The sequence below is a fragment of the Flagellimonas oceani genome, assembly GCF_011068285.1.
GTDB classification, from domain to species: Bacteria; Bacteroidota; Bacteroidia; order Flavobacteriales; family Flavobacteriaceae; genus Flagellimonas; species Flagellimonas oceani.
Window position 1 is genome coordinate 299,359 of sequence record NZ_CP049616.1, and the last position, 15,547, is coordinate 314,905.

15 protein-coding genes are annotated in these 15,547 nt (G+C 43.4%); 6 read left to right on the forward strand and 9 right to left on the reverse strand.

The window, feature by feature from the left end:
* Positions 1–3: 3 nt before the first annotated feature.
* The 4 genes from GVT53_RS01370 to GVT53_RS01385 all read right to left on the reverse strand — a co-directional run bounded on the left by GVT53_RS01370 (position 4) and on the right by GVT53_RS01385 (position 3,735).
* Positions 4–762, reverse strand: coding sequence for an anti-sigma factor (locus GVT53_RS01370; protein ID WP_166247075.1), 759 nt, complete (start codon positions 760–762; stop codon positions 4–6).
* A complete protein-coding gene (locus tag GVT53_RS01375) occupies positions 759–1,325 on the reverse strand; it encodes an RNA polymerase sigma factor (protein ID WP_166247076.1) in 567 nt (188 codons plus the stop codon). Before GVT53_RS01375 ends, GVT53_RS01370 begins: the two co-directional genes overlap by 4 nt.
* Before the next feature lie 203 nt (positions 1,326–1,528).
* Positions 1,529–2,545, reverse strand: coding sequence for a UDP-N-acetylmuramate dehydrogenase (murB, locus tag GVT53_RS01380; RefSeq protein WP_166247077.1), 1,017 nt, complete (start codon positions 2,543–2,545; stop codon positions 1,529–1,531).
* Positions 2,542–3,735, reverse strand: coding sequence for a pyridoxal phosphate-dependent aminotransferase (locus tag GVT53_RS01385; protein ID WP_166247078.1), 1,194 nt, complete (start codon positions 3,733–3,735; stop codon positions 2,542–2,544). Before GVT53_RS01385 ends, murB begins: the two co-directional genes overlap by 4 nt.
* A 147-nt stretch (positions 3,736–3,882) precedes the next feature.
* On the opposite strand from GVT53_RS01385, the gene GVT53_RS01390 reads away from it, so the two are divergent.
* Complete coding sequence (locus tag GVT53_RS01390) at positions 3,883–5,226, forward strand: aspartyl protease family protein (RefSeq protein ID WP_166247079.1); 1,344 nt, start codon at positions 3,883–3,885, stop codon at positions 5,224–5,226.
* 58 nt (positions 5,227–5,284) lie between these two features.
* Here GVT53_RS01390 and GVT53_RS01395 read toward each other — a convergent pair whose 3' ends face one another.
* On the reverse strand, positions 5,285–5,671 hold the full coding sequence (locus GVT53_RS01395; protein WP_417941809.1) for a DUF1573 domain-containing protein: 387 nt from the start codon (positions 5,669–5,671) through the stop codon (positions 5,285–5,287).
* Positions 5,672–5,868: 197 nt separating this feature from the next.
* On the opposite strand from GVT53_RS01395, the gene GVT53_RS01400 reads away from it, so the two are divergent.
* The 5 genes from GVT53_RS01400 to GVT53_RS01420 all read left to right on the forward strand — a co-directional run bounded on the left by GVT53_RS01400 (position 5,869) and on the right by GVT53_RS01420 (position 13,216).
* Positions 5,869–8,499, forward strand: coding sequence for a valine--tRNA ligase (locus tag GVT53_RS01400; RefSeq protein WP_166247080.1), 2,631 nt, complete (start codon positions 5,869–5,871; stop codon positions 8,497–8,499).
* A 104-nt stretch (positions 8,500–8,603) separates the two neighbouring features.
* Positions 8,604–9,992, forward strand: coding sequence for a Gfo/Idh/MocA family protein (locus GVT53_RS01405; RefSeq protein WP_166247081.1), 1,389 nt, complete (start codon positions 8,604–8,606; stop codon positions 9,990–9,992).
* Positions 9,993–10,005: 13 nt separating this feature from the next.
* Positions 10,006–11,058 (forward strand): GHMP family kinase ATP-binding protein, encoded by a 1,053-nt coding sequence (locus GVT53_RS01410; RefSeq protein WP_166247082.1) that lies wholly within the window; start codon positions 10,006–10,008, stop codon positions 11,056–11,058.
* A 5-nt stretch (positions 11,059–11,063) separates the two neighbouring features.
* A complete protein-coding gene (locus GVT53_RS01415; RefSeq protein WP_166247083.1) occupies positions 11,064–11,891 on the forward strand; it encodes a sugar phosphate nucleotidyltransferase in 828 nt (275 codons plus the stop codon).
* A gap of 56 nt (positions 11,892–11,947) precedes the next feature.
* Complete coding sequence (locus GVT53_RS01420; RefSeq protein WP_166247084.1) at positions 11,948–13,216, forward strand: sterol desaturase family protein; 1,269 nt, start codon at positions 11,948–11,950, stop codon at positions 13,214–13,216.
* Here GVT53_RS01420 and GVT53_RS01425 read toward each other — a convergent pair.
* Genes GVT53_RS01425 through GVT53_RS01440 form a run of 4 tightly spaced genes read right to left on the reverse strand, consistent with a single transcriptional unit; the run spans position 13,213 to position 15,540 of the window.
* Positions 13,213–13,476: an acyl-CoA-binding protein gene (locus GVT53_RS01425; protein ID WP_166247085.1), complete on the reverse strand. Its 264-nt coding sequence runs from the start codon at positions 13,474–13,476 to the stop codon at positions 13,213–13,215. The two genes, GVT53_RS01420 and GVT53_RS01425, sit on opposite strands and share 4 nt — an antisense overlap.
* Complete coding sequence (locus tag GVT53_RS01430; RefSeq protein ID WP_166247086.1) at positions 13,469–14,134, reverse strand: phosphatidylserine decarboxylase family protein; 666 nt, start codon at positions 14,132–14,134, stop codon at positions 13,469–13,471. The genes GVT53_RS01425 and GVT53_RS01430 overlap by 8 nt, the downstream gene beginning before the upstream one ends.
* The gene (locus tag GVT53_RS01435) at positions 14,124–14,927 is read right to left on the reverse strand and encodes a phosphatidate cytidylyltransferase (protein ID WP_166247087.1); all 804 of its coding nucleotides are present in this window, start codon (positions 14,925–14,927) and stop codon (positions 14,124–14,126) included. The genes GVT53_RS01430 and GVT53_RS01435 overlap by 11 nt, the downstream gene beginning before the upstream one ends.
* A gap of 4 nt (positions 14,928–14,931) precedes the next feature.
* A complete protein-coding gene (locus tag GVT53_RS01440) occupies positions 14,932–15,540 on the reverse strand; it encodes an LUD domain-containing protein (protein ID WP_166247088.1) in 609 nt (202 codons plus the stop codon).
* Positions 15,541–15,547 lie beyond the last annotated feature (7 nt).

A 15,547-nucleotide genomic window follows, 5' to 3' on the forward strand; every position in this document is an offset into this window, starting at 1 on the left:
TTATTAGTAATTTATGTTGGCCACGATATTGTCGACAGATGGAATGTTGTTCCCACCCTTTGGTTCTATAGTGATGTAGCCTACGGCATTATCGGCATAGGGCAGGGCGAGCAGTTTGTCTTTTTCATCAAAATTTTTGATGACGCCCAAGTTTACCAATTCCCCATTCACCTCTGCCCACATTTGGAAGCATTTATCCTCGGGAAGTTCCGGGACGTTGCTCACATTGATGTACGACAGTTTTTTTACAGGGTTGATATATGCGATGGCCTTAAGTTCCTTAGCCTCACGCTCACCTCTTACCTGATATTTTTTGGTGGCGGGATTGTTAAGAACGATAAACTGGTTCCTCATATCGGCCAATTGGTCCTTCATGTTGTCCTCCAAATACTTGATTTGGTTGGTGACCAGCGTATTTTCTTCTTGTAATGTTTTGTTCTGGTTCCAAAAGAATAGGGAGGAGCCGGCGAAAATCATGATGGCGATACTGGCGGCAACGGCATATCTCATATACCTTTTGCTTACCATGGTTTCTTTTCTTGCACTCGCAATGATGATGTCCTTTAGGCCTTCTGGGGTCTTTTTTGCATACATATTGGCAAAAGTCTCCAAGTTTTTCTGGAGTACCTCATAGGTTTCCCGTACTTCGGGGTACATGGCAATATATCTTTCCGCCTTTTGGGACTCTTCCTTAGTGGTGTCTCCCAAAAGGTATTTCTCTAAAATGTCGGACTCTAAAAATATTTTAACTTTTTCCTTCATGACAACAAATTTAAGATTAAGAGCAAGGACATTGTTGTGCCGTAAATCTTTCCAAGTTCCCTAAGTCCTATTTTTAGCCGGGATTTTATGGTACCCAAAGGGATGTCCAGTTCATCACTCGCTTCCTGCTGCGTCATTCCTTCAAAAAACAGGGCCTCTAAAACAATTCTGTACTTATCTTCGATTTTGTCCAAGTTTTCTTGGATGTCCAGATGTTCCGGGTTAATGGCCTTCACTCCAACATTATATACGTCTGAAACGTCGATTTGGATTTCCTTGTCCGATTTATTATTCACGCTGCGCAATTTATCTATGGCCGTGTTTCTAACGATCCGGAACAACCATGTAAAAAGTTTTGCCTTGGAAGCATCGTAGGTGTCGGCTTTTTTCCAGATTTTGATAAAACTTTCCTGTAGCACATCTTGGGCCAAATCCTCATCTTTTACCACCTTAAAGGCAACCCCGAAGAGCGTATCCCCATAATTTTCATAAAGTAGGGAAATAGCTTTATCGTCTTTTTCCTCAAGGAGTGAAACAATATGTCTCTCTATCAATGTGCTCATTAATGATGCTTTTGGTAAAATTTTTTATGGGACCAAAATCTAAAATAGGATTTATCTCGTATATAAAACAAAGCTAAGACAGAAAAAGCTTTTTTGTCTTGTGAATTTTGAATAGAAATAAGGGGCGCAAAGGCCCTGAAGATATACATAAATTTGGTTAGTTTGGTTTGGTATAACCCTCGTTATTGATTTCAATGCGGGGGTTATTTTATTATGTTCACTTCTGGTTGGATTTTTATTTTGAAGGTTTTTTGTACCTCATCCTGAATTTTTTTGCTTAGGTCAAGAATCTCTTTGCCCGTTGCAGTGCCATGGTTTACCAAAACCAGGGCCTGTTTATCGTGCACACCGGCATCGCCGAAGCGTTTTCCCTTAAATCCACATTGCTCTACCAACCAACCTGCGGGAATCTTAAACTCATTGTCGTCCATCTCGTAAAAGGGCGCATTGGGGTGTTTTTTGATGAACCTATCAAACGCCTTTTGGGAAATTACGGGATTTTTAAAAAAGCTGCCACTATTGCCTATTTCCTTCGGGTCGGGCAGTTTGCTTCTGCGGATGGCGATCACTGCGTCAGAAATATCCCTAATGGTCGGATGTACGATTCCTTTGTTTTTCAATTCGTTCTCAATGGAGCCATAGCCTGTGTGAAGCACATGGTCTTTCTTCGTAAGCTTTAATACTACCGAAGTAATAATATATTTGTCCTTTGCCTCATTTTTGAAAATCGATTCCCTGTAGCCAAATTCACAGGCCTCGTTATCAAAACCTTCTAGCTCACCTGTTTTTACGTCCATGGCCGCGCAGCTCACAAAAACATCTTTAAGTTCAACACCGTATGCGCCAATATTTTGGATAGGTGCCGTGCCAACGTTGCCGGGGATGAGCGATAGGTTTTCAAGTCCGCCATACCCTTGCTCCAAGCTCCACATAACAAGTTCGTGCCAATTTTCGCCCGCCATTGCCTTAACTTCCACAAAATTCTCATTTTCTTCTACAACGGTGATGCCCTTTAAATTGATGTGGACCACAAGCGCATCGATATCTTTGGTGAGCAACATATTGCTGCCTCCGCTGATAATGAATTTTTTTGGGTACGCCTTGAGCTCCAATACTTTTTGAAGCTGTACCAGGCCGGTTATTTCAACAAAAAACCGAGCCTTAACGTCAATGCCGAAGGTATTGTAGTTTTTTAAGGATATGTTCTCCTGTATGTTCACTGGGCGTTGTACTGTCTTAAAGCCTTCCCTAATATATGGACGGCCTTTACAAGTTGGTCTTTTTCCAGCACATAGGCAATTCTAATCTGATTTTTTCCCAAGCCCGGCGTTGCGTAAAAACCTGCGGCGGGAGCTACCATCACTGTATTTCCGTCGACTTCAAAACTTTCCAGCAGCCATTGTGCAAAGTGGTCCGCATCTTCAATGGGGAGTTCGGCAACGCAATAAAAGGCACCTTGCGGAGTGGCCACTTTTATGCCTTCCAATTTGTTGAGCTCGGTGATCAAAAGATTTCTACGGGAAACATATTCCTCGATTACATCATCAAAATAGGATTGGGGTGTTTCCAAAGCCGCCTCGCTGGCAATTTGGGCAAAAGTGGGTGGGGATAAGCGGGCCTGGGCAAATTTTAGCGCAGTGCCAATAACCTCGGTGTTCTTTGAAATCAGACATCCGATACGGGCGCCGCACATGCTGTATCTTTTGGATACCGAATCGACCACAATGGCGTGCTCTTCCAGTCCCTCGACCTGTAGAATGGAGTAATGCTCCCTGCCGTCATAGGTAAATTCACGGTACACTTCGTCCGCTACTAGGAAAAGATTGTACTTTTTGACCAAATCCGCCAACTGATGAATTTCTTCCTTACTATACAGGTATCCTGTCGGATTTCCAGGGTTGCAAATTAGTATGGCCTTCGTTTTTGGAGTGATAAGGTCTTCAAACTTGGAAATAGGAGGTAGGGCAAAGTTGTTTTCTATAGACGAGGCAATCGGTTTTACCTTCACGCCTGCAGCAGTGGCAAAACCGTTGTAGTTGGCATAAAATGGTTCGGGTATGATAATTTCATCATTATTGTCCATAATGGTACCCATGGCAAACGACAATGCCTCGGAACCGCCGGTGGTCACGATAATATCTTCGGCACCGACAAAAATATCCTGCTTGGCGTAGTAATCCGCAATTTTTGTACGGTACTCCTCGGAGCCCTGGGTCATACTATATTCAAGAACCTCGATGGTGTGGTTGCGAACCGCGTCCAATGCCACTTTGGGTGTTTTAATATCGGGTTGTCCAATATTAAGATGGATTACATGGGTTCCACGTTTTTTGGCAGCTTCCGCGTAGGGCACCAATTTTCGTATAGGCGATGCGGGCATTTGGCCCCCTTTCTTTGAGATACTTGGCATGAACTAAAGTTTTGGCAAAAATGAGAAAACCTTGTATCGAAAACAACAAGATCTAACATAAATTAATTGGTTGGGGAAATGTTAAAATATGATAAAGTCTAGCGCTTATTTTGTATATTTCTTAATGGGAAGGTAATTATTTTGTTTATGTCGAAGAAAAAATGTTTGGTTTTTACGCTTCTTTTAATGGTGCCGATATTCATTTTGGCACAAGGTTTTGAATTGCCCAAGGATAAAAAGTTTCAGCGAATAGGCTTTGAGCTGATAAACAATCTGATTATCATTCCAGTGGAGATCAATGGGGTGGAACTTACCTTTATTCTTGATTCCGGTGTTAGCAAACCCATTTTGTTCAACCTTTCAGAATCTGATTCCATACCCATCAACAACGTTTCCGAAGTTACCATACGGGGCCTTGGTGGTGGAGAACCCATGAAAGCACTGAGCTCAAAGGGCAATGTATTTAGATTGGGACAAGCAAGGAACCTTTCCCAAGATCTGTATGTGGTTATGGACAGGGGCATCAATTTTTCGACCACATTGGGAATTCCTGTGCATGGAATCATGGGCTACGACCTTTTTCGGGATTTTATTGTTGAGGTGAACTACAACGCGGAAAAGCTGAAACTGCACAATCCAGAACTTTATACCTACAGGAAAAGAAGGAACAGACAGACCATTCCCTTGCATGTGGAAAGAAGAAAGGCCTATGTGAAAGGAACGGTGTTAATGAAAGATACAGCCAATGTTCCTGTAAAATTGCTTGTCGATACTGGGAGTAGCGATGCACTTTGGTTGTTTCCCGAACCCGAAAAGGGATTGGAAATACCCGAAAAAAATTATGAAGACCATCTGGGAAGAGGGTTGAGCGGTGATATTTTTGGAAAAAGAAGTAAGATCAATGGGGTTCAGATCGGAGATTTTAAACTTGATGAGGCCAAAGTGGCCTTTCCATATCGGGAATCTTTTCAGGGACTGGATAGCTTGGGTGACCGTAACGGTAGTTTGGGCGGCGAGGTGCTCAAACGTTTCAATATGATTTTTGACTATGGCAGAGGTCTTGTCACCCTAAAAAAGAACGGTAATTTTAAAGACCCCTTTCAGTATAACTTGGCGGGAATCGATTTGCAGCACAATGGCTTAAGGTACATTGCAGAGAGCATTGCGGATGTGAACGGAATCGTAAAGGAAGATAATGCCGATACTTTTGGCAATGTTCAGATTTTGCTGGAAAATAAGACCAGATTGAGTCTGGTGCCCGAAATAGTGGTGTCCGGTATCCGTGCCGGTAGCCCCGCCGCGGAGGCCGGTATACGTGAAGGCGATGTGATCTTGGCCGTGAACGGTAAGCGGATACATAAGTACAAACTGCAGGAAATACTTAATATGATAAACGAACGGGAAGGAAAGCGGATAAAAGTACTCATTGAAAGATACAACACCGACCTGCTTTTTACCTTTGTCCTTAAAAAAATGTTCGACGACGAATAAAAGGAAAAGCCCCAAAATCAATCGATTTTGGGGCTTTTAAAATATAATTCTCTTCTTCTTACTTAGCTCCAGGACTTTTTACGTTACCCTTTATTTTGAGTACCTTGGTTGGAGTGTCAGCATTTGAGGTTACAGTAATGGCCTTTCTGATAGGGCCAACTCTGTTTGTGTCATATTTTACTTCGATTTTACCAACCTTTCCGGGCATAATCGGCTCTTCTGGTTTTTTGGGGATAGTACATCCACAGCTAGATTTAACGTTGCTGATTACCAAAGGAGCATCACCTGTATTGGTAAATTCAAATACACGGACACCATCGCTACCTCTTTCAATTTCTCCGTAATCAATGGTCTCGCTCTTAAATTCGATTTTAGCGGTTTCTTGAGCATATACCCCTAAGGATAAAAGCCCTACAAACAGCATGAGTACAGTTTTTTTCATCATTTTTGGTTTTTGGGTGAACTTCAAATGTAGATGTTTTGATACCTGCATCCAAAATTCTTTTGTTATAGAATAACGTTACTTATTTTTGTTTCGTATTTCTGAATTGGTCCTAAGCCGAAGAATAGCGTAAAATTAACATTTAGCTTTCCTTTCAAAAAAACCAATCACAGTCTTATTAACAAAAACTATACCGAAAAATGGAGATTCCATCAAAATATGACCCAAAAAGGGTTGAAGAACACTGGTATGCCTATTGGTCGGAGCATAACTATTTTAACTCCAAACCAGACGAAAGGGAGCCGTACACCATAGTAATCCCACCACCAAACGTGACAGGGGTGCTACATATGGGGCATATGCTCAACAATACCATTCAAGACGTTCTTATCCGAAGAGCACGCCTCTTGGGGAAAAACGCCTGTTGGGTTCCTGGAATGGACCACGCATCCATAGCCACTGAGGCCAAAGTGGTTGCAAAGCTAAAGGCGGATGGCATCGACAAGTCCAAATTGTCCCGTGATGAATTTCTAAAACACGCTTGGGATTGGACCAATGAGTATGGGGGAGTAATTCTTCAACAATTGAAAAAACTCGGCTGTTCCTGTGATTGGGACCGAACCAAGTTTACCATGGATGACGATATGTCAGCCTCGGTGATTAAGGTTTTTGTTGATTTATATAATAAAGGTTTGATATACAGGGGGTACCGAATGGTGAACTGGGACCCTGAAGCCAAAACCACCCTATCCGATGAGGAGGTAATCTACGAAGAAAGGCAGGGCAACCTATATTATTTGTCCTACGCCATTGAAGGTTCGGATGAAAAAGTGACCATTGCCACCACCCGCCCAGAAACCATTTTGGGCGATACCGCCATTTGTATCAACCCCAATGATGAGAGATACCATCATTTAAGAGGTAAAAAGGCCATAGTTCCGATTTGTGACAGGGTAATTCCCATTATTGAGGACGAATATGTGGATGTAGAATTCGGTACAGGGTGCCTCAAGGTAACCCCGGCCCACGATGAGAACGATAAAAACCTTGGGGATAAGCACAATCTAGAGGTTGTTGACATTTTCAATGAAGATGCCACCTTGAACTCTTTCGGCCTTCATTACGAAGGCAAGGACCGTTTTGTGGTGCGCAAAGAAATCTCAAAAGAGCTTGAAGAAAAAGGGTTTTTGGTAAAAACGGAACAGCATACCAATAAAGTGGGGACTTCCGAAAGAACCAAGGCCGTAATCGAGCCGAGATTGTCTGATCAGTGGTTCCTAAGAATGGAAAATTTGGCCAAACCGGCCATCGAAAGTGTGTTGGAGACCAAGGATGTAAAATTGTACCCTTCAAAGTTCGATAACACCTATCGCCATTGGATGGAGAACATCCGTGATTGGAACATTTCCCGCCAATTGTGGTGGGGACAGCAAATTCCCGCCTATTATTATGGGGATGGCAAGGAGGATTTTGTAGTAGCCGAAACCCTGGAAGAAGCACTTAAACTGGCACGGGAAAAAACTTCGGACCCCAGACTTCGGGCTTCAGACTTAACTCAAGACCCCGATGTTTTGGATACCTGGTTCTCTTCTTGGTTGTGGCCCATAAGCGTTTTCGGTGGCATCTTGGAACCGGAAAACGACGAGGTGAACTATTATTACCCGACCAACGATTTGGTCACGGGTCCCGATATTTTGTTCTTTTGGGTAGCCAGAATGATCATGGCCGGTTATGAATATAGAGGTAAACGCCCTTTCGAGAACGTATACCTCACAGGCTTGGTACGTGATGCACAGCGCAGAAAAATGTCCAAATCCTTGGGCAACTCGCCAGATGCCCTTAAACTGATATCGGATTTCGGTGCCGATGGAGTTCGCGTAGGATTGTTGTTGAGTTCTGCAGCAGGCAACGATTTGTTGTTTGATGAAGCCCTTTGCCAGCAAGGGGCCAACTTCGCGAATAAAATTTGGAACGCCTTCCGATTGGTAAAGGGATGGGAAGTGGCAGATATTCCACAGCCCGAAGCAGCACAAAAGGGAATCGAATGGTATAAGGCCAAGTTCAATCAAACTTTGGTGGAGATTGAAGACCATTTCTCCAAATACCGTATTTCCGATGCCTTGATGGCGACCTATAAATTAGTGTGGGACGATTTCTGCTCTTGGTTGCTGGAAATCGTAAAACCGGAATATCAAAAACCAATCGACCAGAAAACATACAATGAAGTATTGGGTCTTTTTGAGGAAAACTTGAAGTTGCTCCACCCATTTATGCCATTTTTGACGGAAGAAGTTTGGCAGCATATTGCCGAACGTACCCCAGAAGATGCCTTGATCGTTTCCCAATGGCCCGAAACTAAAAAGGTGGATTCCGCATTGATTGCTGAATTTGATTTTGCTTCCGAAGTGATCTCAGGAATAAGAACCATCAGAAAAGAAAAGAACATTCCACAAAAGGATGCTTTGGAACTTTTTGTGTTGAATGCCGAAGGAGTGGGCTCGCAAATGGATGCCATTATTCTCAAATTAGGAAACCTCTCAAAAATGGAGGTCGTAGATGCTAGTTTGGATGGTGCACTTACGTTCAGGGTGAAGAGCAACGAATATTTTATTCCTATCAGTGGCGCCATTGATGTTGAGGCAGAAATAGCCAAGATTACGGAAGAGCTCAATTACACCAAAGGATTTTTAAAATCGGTGGAAAAGAAATTGAGCAACCAGCGTTTTGTGAACAATGCCCCGGAACAAGTGGTGGACATGGAACGTAAAAAAGCTGCCGATGCAGAAGCCAAAATCGAAACTTTGGAAAAGAGCTTGGCAAGTTTGAAATAAACTCTTACTACAGATTATGTTGAAATTGAAAAGGGAAGCCAGCTTCCCTTTTCTTATTATTTTTCATACTTTGACACGGTAAAGAACCAACAACGCAAATACCCATGAAAAACCTCAATAGAAGAAGTTTTATCCAAAAGACTTCATTGACCGCTGCTGCAGTTTCCATTGTTCCAAGTTATTTAAAAGCCAATACGGAAAGACCATTTTCATCAAGCTACATGGGTGGTTTTGCGGCTCCCAAATTGGAAAAGGTGCGTGCCGCTTTTATTGGAGTGGGGGCCCGGGGAGGCACACATGCCAAGTTCTTTGCCGCCTTGGAAGGAACCGAAGTGGTCGCCATCTGTGACCTTTATGAGGATTTGGTCAAGGAAAAAACGAAATGGGTAAAAGAGGCAACTGGTGAAAATCGACATAAAAACATAGCCCAATACTGGGGAGATGAGGATAAGTGGCGAACCATGCTCAAAGAAGTAAAGCCCGATGTGGTCTTTATTGCAACCAATTGGGCCAACCATGCACCAATGGCCATCGGGGCCATGGAAAGTGGTGCCCATGCCTTTGTTGAAGTGCCCATCGCGACCACTATTCAAGAGATGTGGGATATTGTGGACGCCAGTGAGCGTACCCAAAAACATTGCATGATGTTGGAAAACGTCAACTACAGCCGTGATGAGCTGATGTTTCTCAATATGTGCCGCCAAGGTTTAGTTGGTGAGATTCTTCATGGCGAGGCAGCCTATATCCACGAACTACGCTGGCAGATGGAAGAGCAGGAGCGGGGCACGGGTTCTTGGAGAACACCCCATTATGCCAACCGTAACGGGAACTTGTATCCCACCCATGGTTTGGGTCCCGTGGCCCAATACATGAATTTGGCAAGGCAAGAGGATACCTTTGGTAGTTTGGTCTCCTTTTCTACGCCATCAAGAGGTCGTGAACTGTATGCTGAAAAAAATTATCCCGCCGACCACAAATGGAACCAACTCGATTTTAAGGGAGGGGATTTAAATACATCCATCATTAAAACCGCGTTGGGAAAAACCATCATGGTACAATGGGACGAAACCAGTCCTAGACCCTATTCTCGGTTGAACTTGGTACAGGGAACCAAAGGAATTTTAGCCGGGTTCCCGACCCGCGTAGCTTTGGAAGGTGGCGTGGAAGGACTTACGGAAGACCATCACTCGTGGGTGCAGGGCGAGCAACTGGAAAAACTATATGAAAAGTACGACCACCCACTTTACAAACGACTGAATGAAGCTGCGAAGGGCAGTGGGCATGGCGGCATGGACGGAATCATGGTGTACCGTATTGTTGAATGTCTTCAGAAGGGACTCCCCTTAGATCAAAATGTATACGAGGGGTGCTTATGGAGCGCCGTTTCCCCATTGAGCGAACGTTCAGTGGCAAGTAATGGGGCGCCCCAGCCTTTCCCGGATTTTACCCGGGGCAATTGGAAGGACACCGAACCCTTGCAAATTATAAGTTAACCACACAAAATCAATGATTGAAATAAAAGTGCCCGCCCGAATCTGTTTTTACGGAGACCATCAAGATTATTTGGGGCTTCCCGTGATAGCAGGGACCATTGACCGATATATCAATTTAAAGGCACAGCCCAATTCTAATGCTGATTATCGCTTAAAATTGTTAGATCTTAATGAAGAATTGTCCATTGCAGTAGATGATGGTTTAATGCAGGTTCAACCTGATGATTATTTCAGGTCGGTGATGTCCGTGCTGAAAAAGGAAGGTTTTCAATTTGACCAAGGTTATGATATCGAAATCTCGGGAAATATTCCTGTGAACGCCGGACTCTCCAGCTCTTCGGCATTGGTGGTCGCATGGATTCGATTTTTGCTGGCTACGCAGGGAAAATCAGAAGAGATCAGTGATTATCAAATAGGAAGATGGGCCTACGAAGCCGAAGTGTTGTTTTTTGATCAGCCCGGTGGGTTGATGGACCAGTACACAATCGCCCAGAAAGGACTGATCTATATCGATACCCAAAGTGGGGAGAGCACTCGCTTGAGTGCTAATTTGGGGAAGTTATTGGTTGCGGAATCTGGCGTGCCAAAGAAAACCTTGGAAGTACTAAAGAATGCCAGGGTCTATCAACAACGGGCGGTCGAGGCCATTAAAAAGGTCCATCCCGCTTTTGAACTGGAGCAAGCTGCTTTGGAAGATTATGAAAAGTATATTGATTTGGTGCCAGAGGAGCTTCAAGGGTATTGGTATGCCGCTATTTACAACTATCACATAACGTTGGAGGCCAAAAAGGAGCTGTTGAAAGTTAATCCCAATATCCAAATTTTAGGAGATTTGATGAACCAACACCAAATCATTCTTCAAAATGAAATTCAAAATACACCCTTGGAAATGGTACACATGATGGACGCCGCACGTGATGCCGGGGCCTTGGGAACAAAAATAATAGGCTCGGGCGGCGGTGGCTGTATGGTGGCCATGATAACGGACAGTGTCGAGGAAAAGGTAAAACAGGCATTTTTGGACAAAGGCGCCAAAACGGTCTATACGGTAGAATTAACAAGTTGATATAAATGGAGAATACAAGTTTGATCATCATGGTGGGTGGTGCATCATCACGAATGAAACGTAGTTTGAAACAGCGGGATGACCAAGTTATGGACCATATTCCCCACAAAAGTCTGATTCCCGTCGGAAAAAATGGGAGACCCTTCCTGTACTATTTGGTTCAGAACGCTGCGGATGCAGGATACACCAAATTATATTTGATCACGAGCCCCGAAAATTCAGCATTTCAAAACTTGAAAGATCAAAGAGGTTTTCCCGATGGAATGGAAGTGTTTTTGGCTATACAATCGGTTCCCGAAGGACGATCAAAGCCGTTGGGGACTGCCGATGCCCTTCAGCAATGTTTGGACCAGTATCCTGAATTAAAAGAGGGCACCTTTACGGTTTGCAATGGCGATAACCTATACTCCGTCGGTGCATTGCAAGATTTAAGAGATGATAGAAAAGCACCTCATGCCCTCATCAGTTACGGAAGCTCAGGTTTTGACTATACCGAGGAGCGTATTGCCAAGTTCGCTGTAATGGATATTTCCGCGGATGGATTTTTACAGCAAATCGTTGAAAAACCAAATGTGGAAGATGTTCCCAAATACAAGGATGCGTCCGGACAGCTCAGGGTAAGCATGAACATTTTTAGTTTTTCGGGGAAAGAGATTTATCCATACTTAAAAAATTGCCCCATTGATGCTGTTCGTGACGAAAAGGAACTCCCCAAGGCTGTGGCTGTATTGGTGGAGGAGGAACCGCGAAGCGTTCTTTGCATACCCCGCTCCGAACACATTCCTGATCTAACGGATGCAAATGATATTCAGTTATTTAAAAATTTAGAGTAACTTAAAGGCATATAACCCCATTCTTGCATCGAGCAAAATTTTAAATTTTTCTTGATATGGAATCATATGCAACGGCATTGTTATATGCCACCCCTTTTTTTATAGGCCTGGTGTTGATCGAGATTCTTTATGGCCGATTTGTAAAAGATCAGAAACATAACCTTATGGATACCGTGAGCAGCCTTAGCTCCGGGCTTACCAATGTGGTGAAGGATTCTCTTGGTCTGGTCCTGATTTTGATCAGTTATCCTTTTTTATTGGAGCATTTGGCGTTATTGGAGATCAAGGCAACGTGGTTGGTGTGGGTCGTGGCCTTTATCGCCCTTGATTTTGCGGGCTACTGGAACCATCGGTTGAGCCACCATATCAACTTTTTTTGGAACCAGCACGTGATCCATCATAGCAGTGAGGAGTTCAATTTGGCCTGTGCACTTCGACAGCCCATTTCAAATTTGTTGGGCTATTATGCACTTTTATTGATTCCGGCCGCGCTTTTGGGCGTGCCGCACAAGGTGATAGCCGTTCTGGCGCCCTTACATCTATTTGCACAGTTTTGGTACCATACCCAGCACATTGGGAAGATGGGCTTTTTGGAGTACGTTATCGTTACCCCTTCGCAGCATCGTGTGCACCATGCCATCAACAAGGAATATATTGATAAAAACCTCGGACAGATTTTTTGTGTATGGGACAGAATGTTCGGAACCTTTCAAGAAGAACTGGATGAGGTTCCGCCCCAATACGGCGTACTAAAACCTGCAAATACTTGGAATCCGATCATTATCAACTTTCAACATTTATGGCGGTTGGTGCAGGATGCCTGGAGGACCAAAAATTATTGGGACAAACTCCGGATTTGGTTTATGCCCACGGGTTGGCGCCCGGCGGATGTGAAGGAAAAGTATCCTGTCACGATTATTGAAAATGTATATAATTTTAGAAAATACCAGCCTGAAGCCTCAGCTGCGCTGAAAGCATATTCGCTTTTTCAATTGGTCATAACCACTTTTTTGATGCTCTTCATGTTCTATAACTATGCAGAAATCGGATTTGATGGTCTATTGCTGTTCGGTGCCTTTATTTTTGTTGGAATTTATGGGTACACCACCTTAATGGACCGTAAAAATTATGCCATTTGGATTGAAGTGATCAGAGGGGTGGGGGGATTGGCCTTGATTTATTTTACCAGCGATTGGTTCGGCCTCAATACGTACCTTGCCATGGGAAGTTATGTGGTTGCACTTTATTTTCTGGTCACAATTTTCGGAGGTGTCTACTTTACGTATGTTGAGAAGTCGTTTGCCGCTCCAGATTTGGTTTCTTAGAGCGTTTTTAACTCTTTCTCCACCAATTCCACATATTTCTCCATGGCCTCCTCTATGCTTATCCTCTTGGCTTGGAACAAGGCGTTGGCCTTGAATGCGTTGATGAGCGGGGTTCTGCTTCCGGGATTGTCAAAGTTTTTGTTGGCAATCTTAAAATAGGCGTATAATTTGAGAAGTAGATCGGCTGGCAAAGGATCTGTGTAGTCATTAACAAAGTTAACGGCATCGTTGAATCTTTTATGTAGGTCTTCGTTAATCATCCAAAGGTCTTACAGAAGCTATACAAGTGCGCGCACCTACTACTTTTTGATTGAGCTTTACGGTAATGTCACAGTCTAAAGGGAGCAACAAATCAACACGTGACCCAAACTTTATAAAGCCTGCATCCTCGCCTTGGGTCACTTGTTCACCTTCTTCCGCGTAGTTTACAATCCTACGGGCCATGGCACCTGCAATTTGTCGGTATCCTATTTCACCAAACTTTGGCGTGTGCAGGATTACCGTGGTGCGTTCGTTCTCTGTACTGGATTTTGGGTGCCAGGCCACCAAATATTTTCCGGGATGGTATTTGGAATAGGTTACGGTTCCACTGGCAGGGTATCGGGTTACATGAACATTGGTGGGCGACATAAATATGGATACCTGCTTTCTTTTTTCTTTGAAATATTCAGGTTCATCTACCTCTTCGATTACCACTACTTTTCCATCAACAGGGGCCAATATTTCATCGAAACTACGGGTAACGCGTCTTTTTGGGTTCCTAAAAAATTGAAGGATCGCAATCAGGAAAATCAATGCGGCAACTTGAAGTGAAAACCGTATCCATTCCAAATTAACGTAGTAATGCGCCGCAAGAACGGCTGCGACCACGATACAGAAAGTGATGATGATAATTTTTTGACCCTCTTTATGAAACATAGGAGAAAATATTTAAAATCAAATAAGCAAAAGGCGCAGCGAATACCAGACTGTCCAAACGGTCCCAAATTCCACCATGTCCGGGTAAAATAGCACCGCTATCTTTAACTCCGGCCATTCGTTTGAACTTGGATTCCAATAAATCGCCCAAACTCCCCGCTACTACTATCAAACAGGCCATTGCCATCCATTCGGTGATGGATAACCTTGTTTCGTACCATGATAAAAAGTAAGCGGCCACCAGTGCAAAAATAAGACCTCCTACAGAACCTTCAATGGTTTTTTTTGGTGAAACTGAAGGAAAAAGTTTGGTACGCCCAAAAGCGCGTCCCGTTACGTAGGCAAAAGTATCGTTTACCCAAATCAAAATAAAGATGCCCATGATAAGAAATTGGGCAAAATCATCGTGCTTGTACGGGATCATCGTCAAAAAAATGCATCCTCCGCCAATGTAAAATAGTCCTATGATGAATTTTTGAAACGTACTGAAGCTCTTGGGCCTTTTGGAGAACAGGAACATGAGCAATGCCAAGTCCACGGTAATGGTGCAGAGCATCAGGAGGTTTATTGCCGTTGAGTCGTTAGTAAGGTAAATAAAGATCCACCAAAGGGCCAGATAGGCCATGAATATATGGTAACCCTTTAGCTTTACTATGCGCTTAAATTCATACAGGCATGCCAGCCCAAAGGTCATAAATAGGAAATCGAACGCATCCGAGCTTAGAAAAACAGCACCTAGCAGAAGCAACACATACATCACCCCGGTTAAGGAGCGTCTTAAAATTTCTCTCATGTACTTAGAAATCTTCTAGGAGCAAAAGGTATACATTTTTTGAGGCACTTCCGTACGAAAGAAAATTATCCTTGTTTTCTGCTGTAGGTTGAAAGTGCTTTAATGTGGTGATATTATTGGGAATATTTTTTTGATAGCGCTCCTTGATAATTTTTAGGGCTTCACTTATGGAATCCACCAACTGGCTTGTTGTGGCAAAGACCACCAAGTTGGATGGCAGTTCGTCCAACTTTTTTTCCTTGATTTGATTGGAACAGACCAATATGGAGCCATTATGGGCCACAAGATGTTCGCAAGTGGTAAAGAAAATATTGCTTTCGTTGCGATTGTCCGTAAACTCTAGTTTTTCGGATGCAAATTTTGTCTCGAGCCTTGGGTCCAAGGAATAGAAAAGATGGTTTTGCCAATCGTTTTCCGAAATAATATTTTTAAGGGCTTCGGAGACCTCGGCAAAGTCTTCGCAATAGATAAACTTTCCGCCATTTTTCTTAAAGTAGATGGTGAATTTTTCATCTACGGGAATTTTTAAATCGGGCATGTGGTCACCACGGGTTTCCGCAGTTTCCTTGGAAACCTTTTTTCCTCCTCCGAAAAGTTTTTTAAAAACTCCCATTTATGGC

What these genes read in the sequence shown, in the direction of transcription:
- GVT53_RS01405 (WP_166247081.1), top strand. Translation starts at nt 8,604, where the DNA reads ATGAAAAACCTCAATAGAAGAAGTTTTATCCAAAAGACTTCATTGACC.
- GVT53_RS01400 (WP_166247080.1), top strand. Translation starts at nt 5,869, where the DNA reads ATGGAGATTCCATCAAAATATGACCCAAAAAGGGTTGAAGAACACTGG.
- GVT53_RS01375 (WP_166247076.1), bottom strand. Translation starts at nt 1,325, where the DNA reads ATGAGCACATTGATAGAGAGACATATTGTTTCACTCCTTGAGGAAAAA.
- GVT53_RS01435 (WP_166247087.1), bottom strand. Translation starts at nt 14,927, where the DNA reads ATGAGAGAAATTTTAAGACGCTCCTTAACCGGGGTGATGTATGTGTTG.
- GVT53_RS01425 (WP_166247085.1), bottom strand. Translation starts at nt 13,476, where the DNA reads ATGATTAACGAAGACCTACATAAAAGATTCAACGATGCCGTTAACTTT.
- GVT53_RS01420 (WP_166247084.1), top strand. Translation starts at nt 11,948, where the DNA reads ATGGAATCATATGCAACGGCATTGTTATATGCCACCCCTTTTTTTATA.
- GVT53_RS01415 (WP_166247083.1), top strand. Translation starts at nt 11,064, where the DNA reads ATGGAGAATACAAGTTTGATCATCATGGTGGGTGGTGCATCATCACGA.
- GVT53_RS01410 (WP_166247082.1), top strand. Translation starts at nt 10,006, where the DNA reads ATGATTGAAATAAAAGTGCCCGCCCGAATCTGTTTTTACGGAGACCAT.
- GVT53_RS01430 (WP_166247086.1), bottom strand. Translation starts at nt 14,134, where the DNA reads ATGTTTCATAAAGAGGGTCAAAAAATTATCATCATCACTTTCTGTATC.
- GVT53_RS01440 (WP_166247088.1), bottom strand. Translation starts at nt 15,540, where the DNA reads ATGGGAGTTTTTAAAAAACTTTTCGGAGGAGGAAAAAAGGTTTCCAAG.
- GVT53_RS01370 (WP_166247075.1), bottom strand. Translation starts at nt 762, where the DNA reads ATGAAGGAAAAAGTTAAAATATTTTTAGAGTCCGACATTTTAGAGAAA.
- GVT53_RS01395 (WP_417941809.1), bottom strand. Translation starts at nt 5,671, where the DNA reads ATGATGAAAAAAACTGTACTCATGCTGTTTGTAGGGCTTTTATCCTTA.
- GVT53_RS01385 (WP_166247078.1), bottom strand. Translation starts at nt 3,735, where the DNA reads ATGCCAAGTATCTCAAAGAAAGGGGGCCAAATGCCCGCATCGCCTATA.
- GVT53_RS01390 (WP_166247079.1), top strand. Translation starts at nt 3,883, where the DNA reads ATGTCGAAGAAAAAATGTTTGGTTTTTACGCTTCTTTTAATGGTGCCG.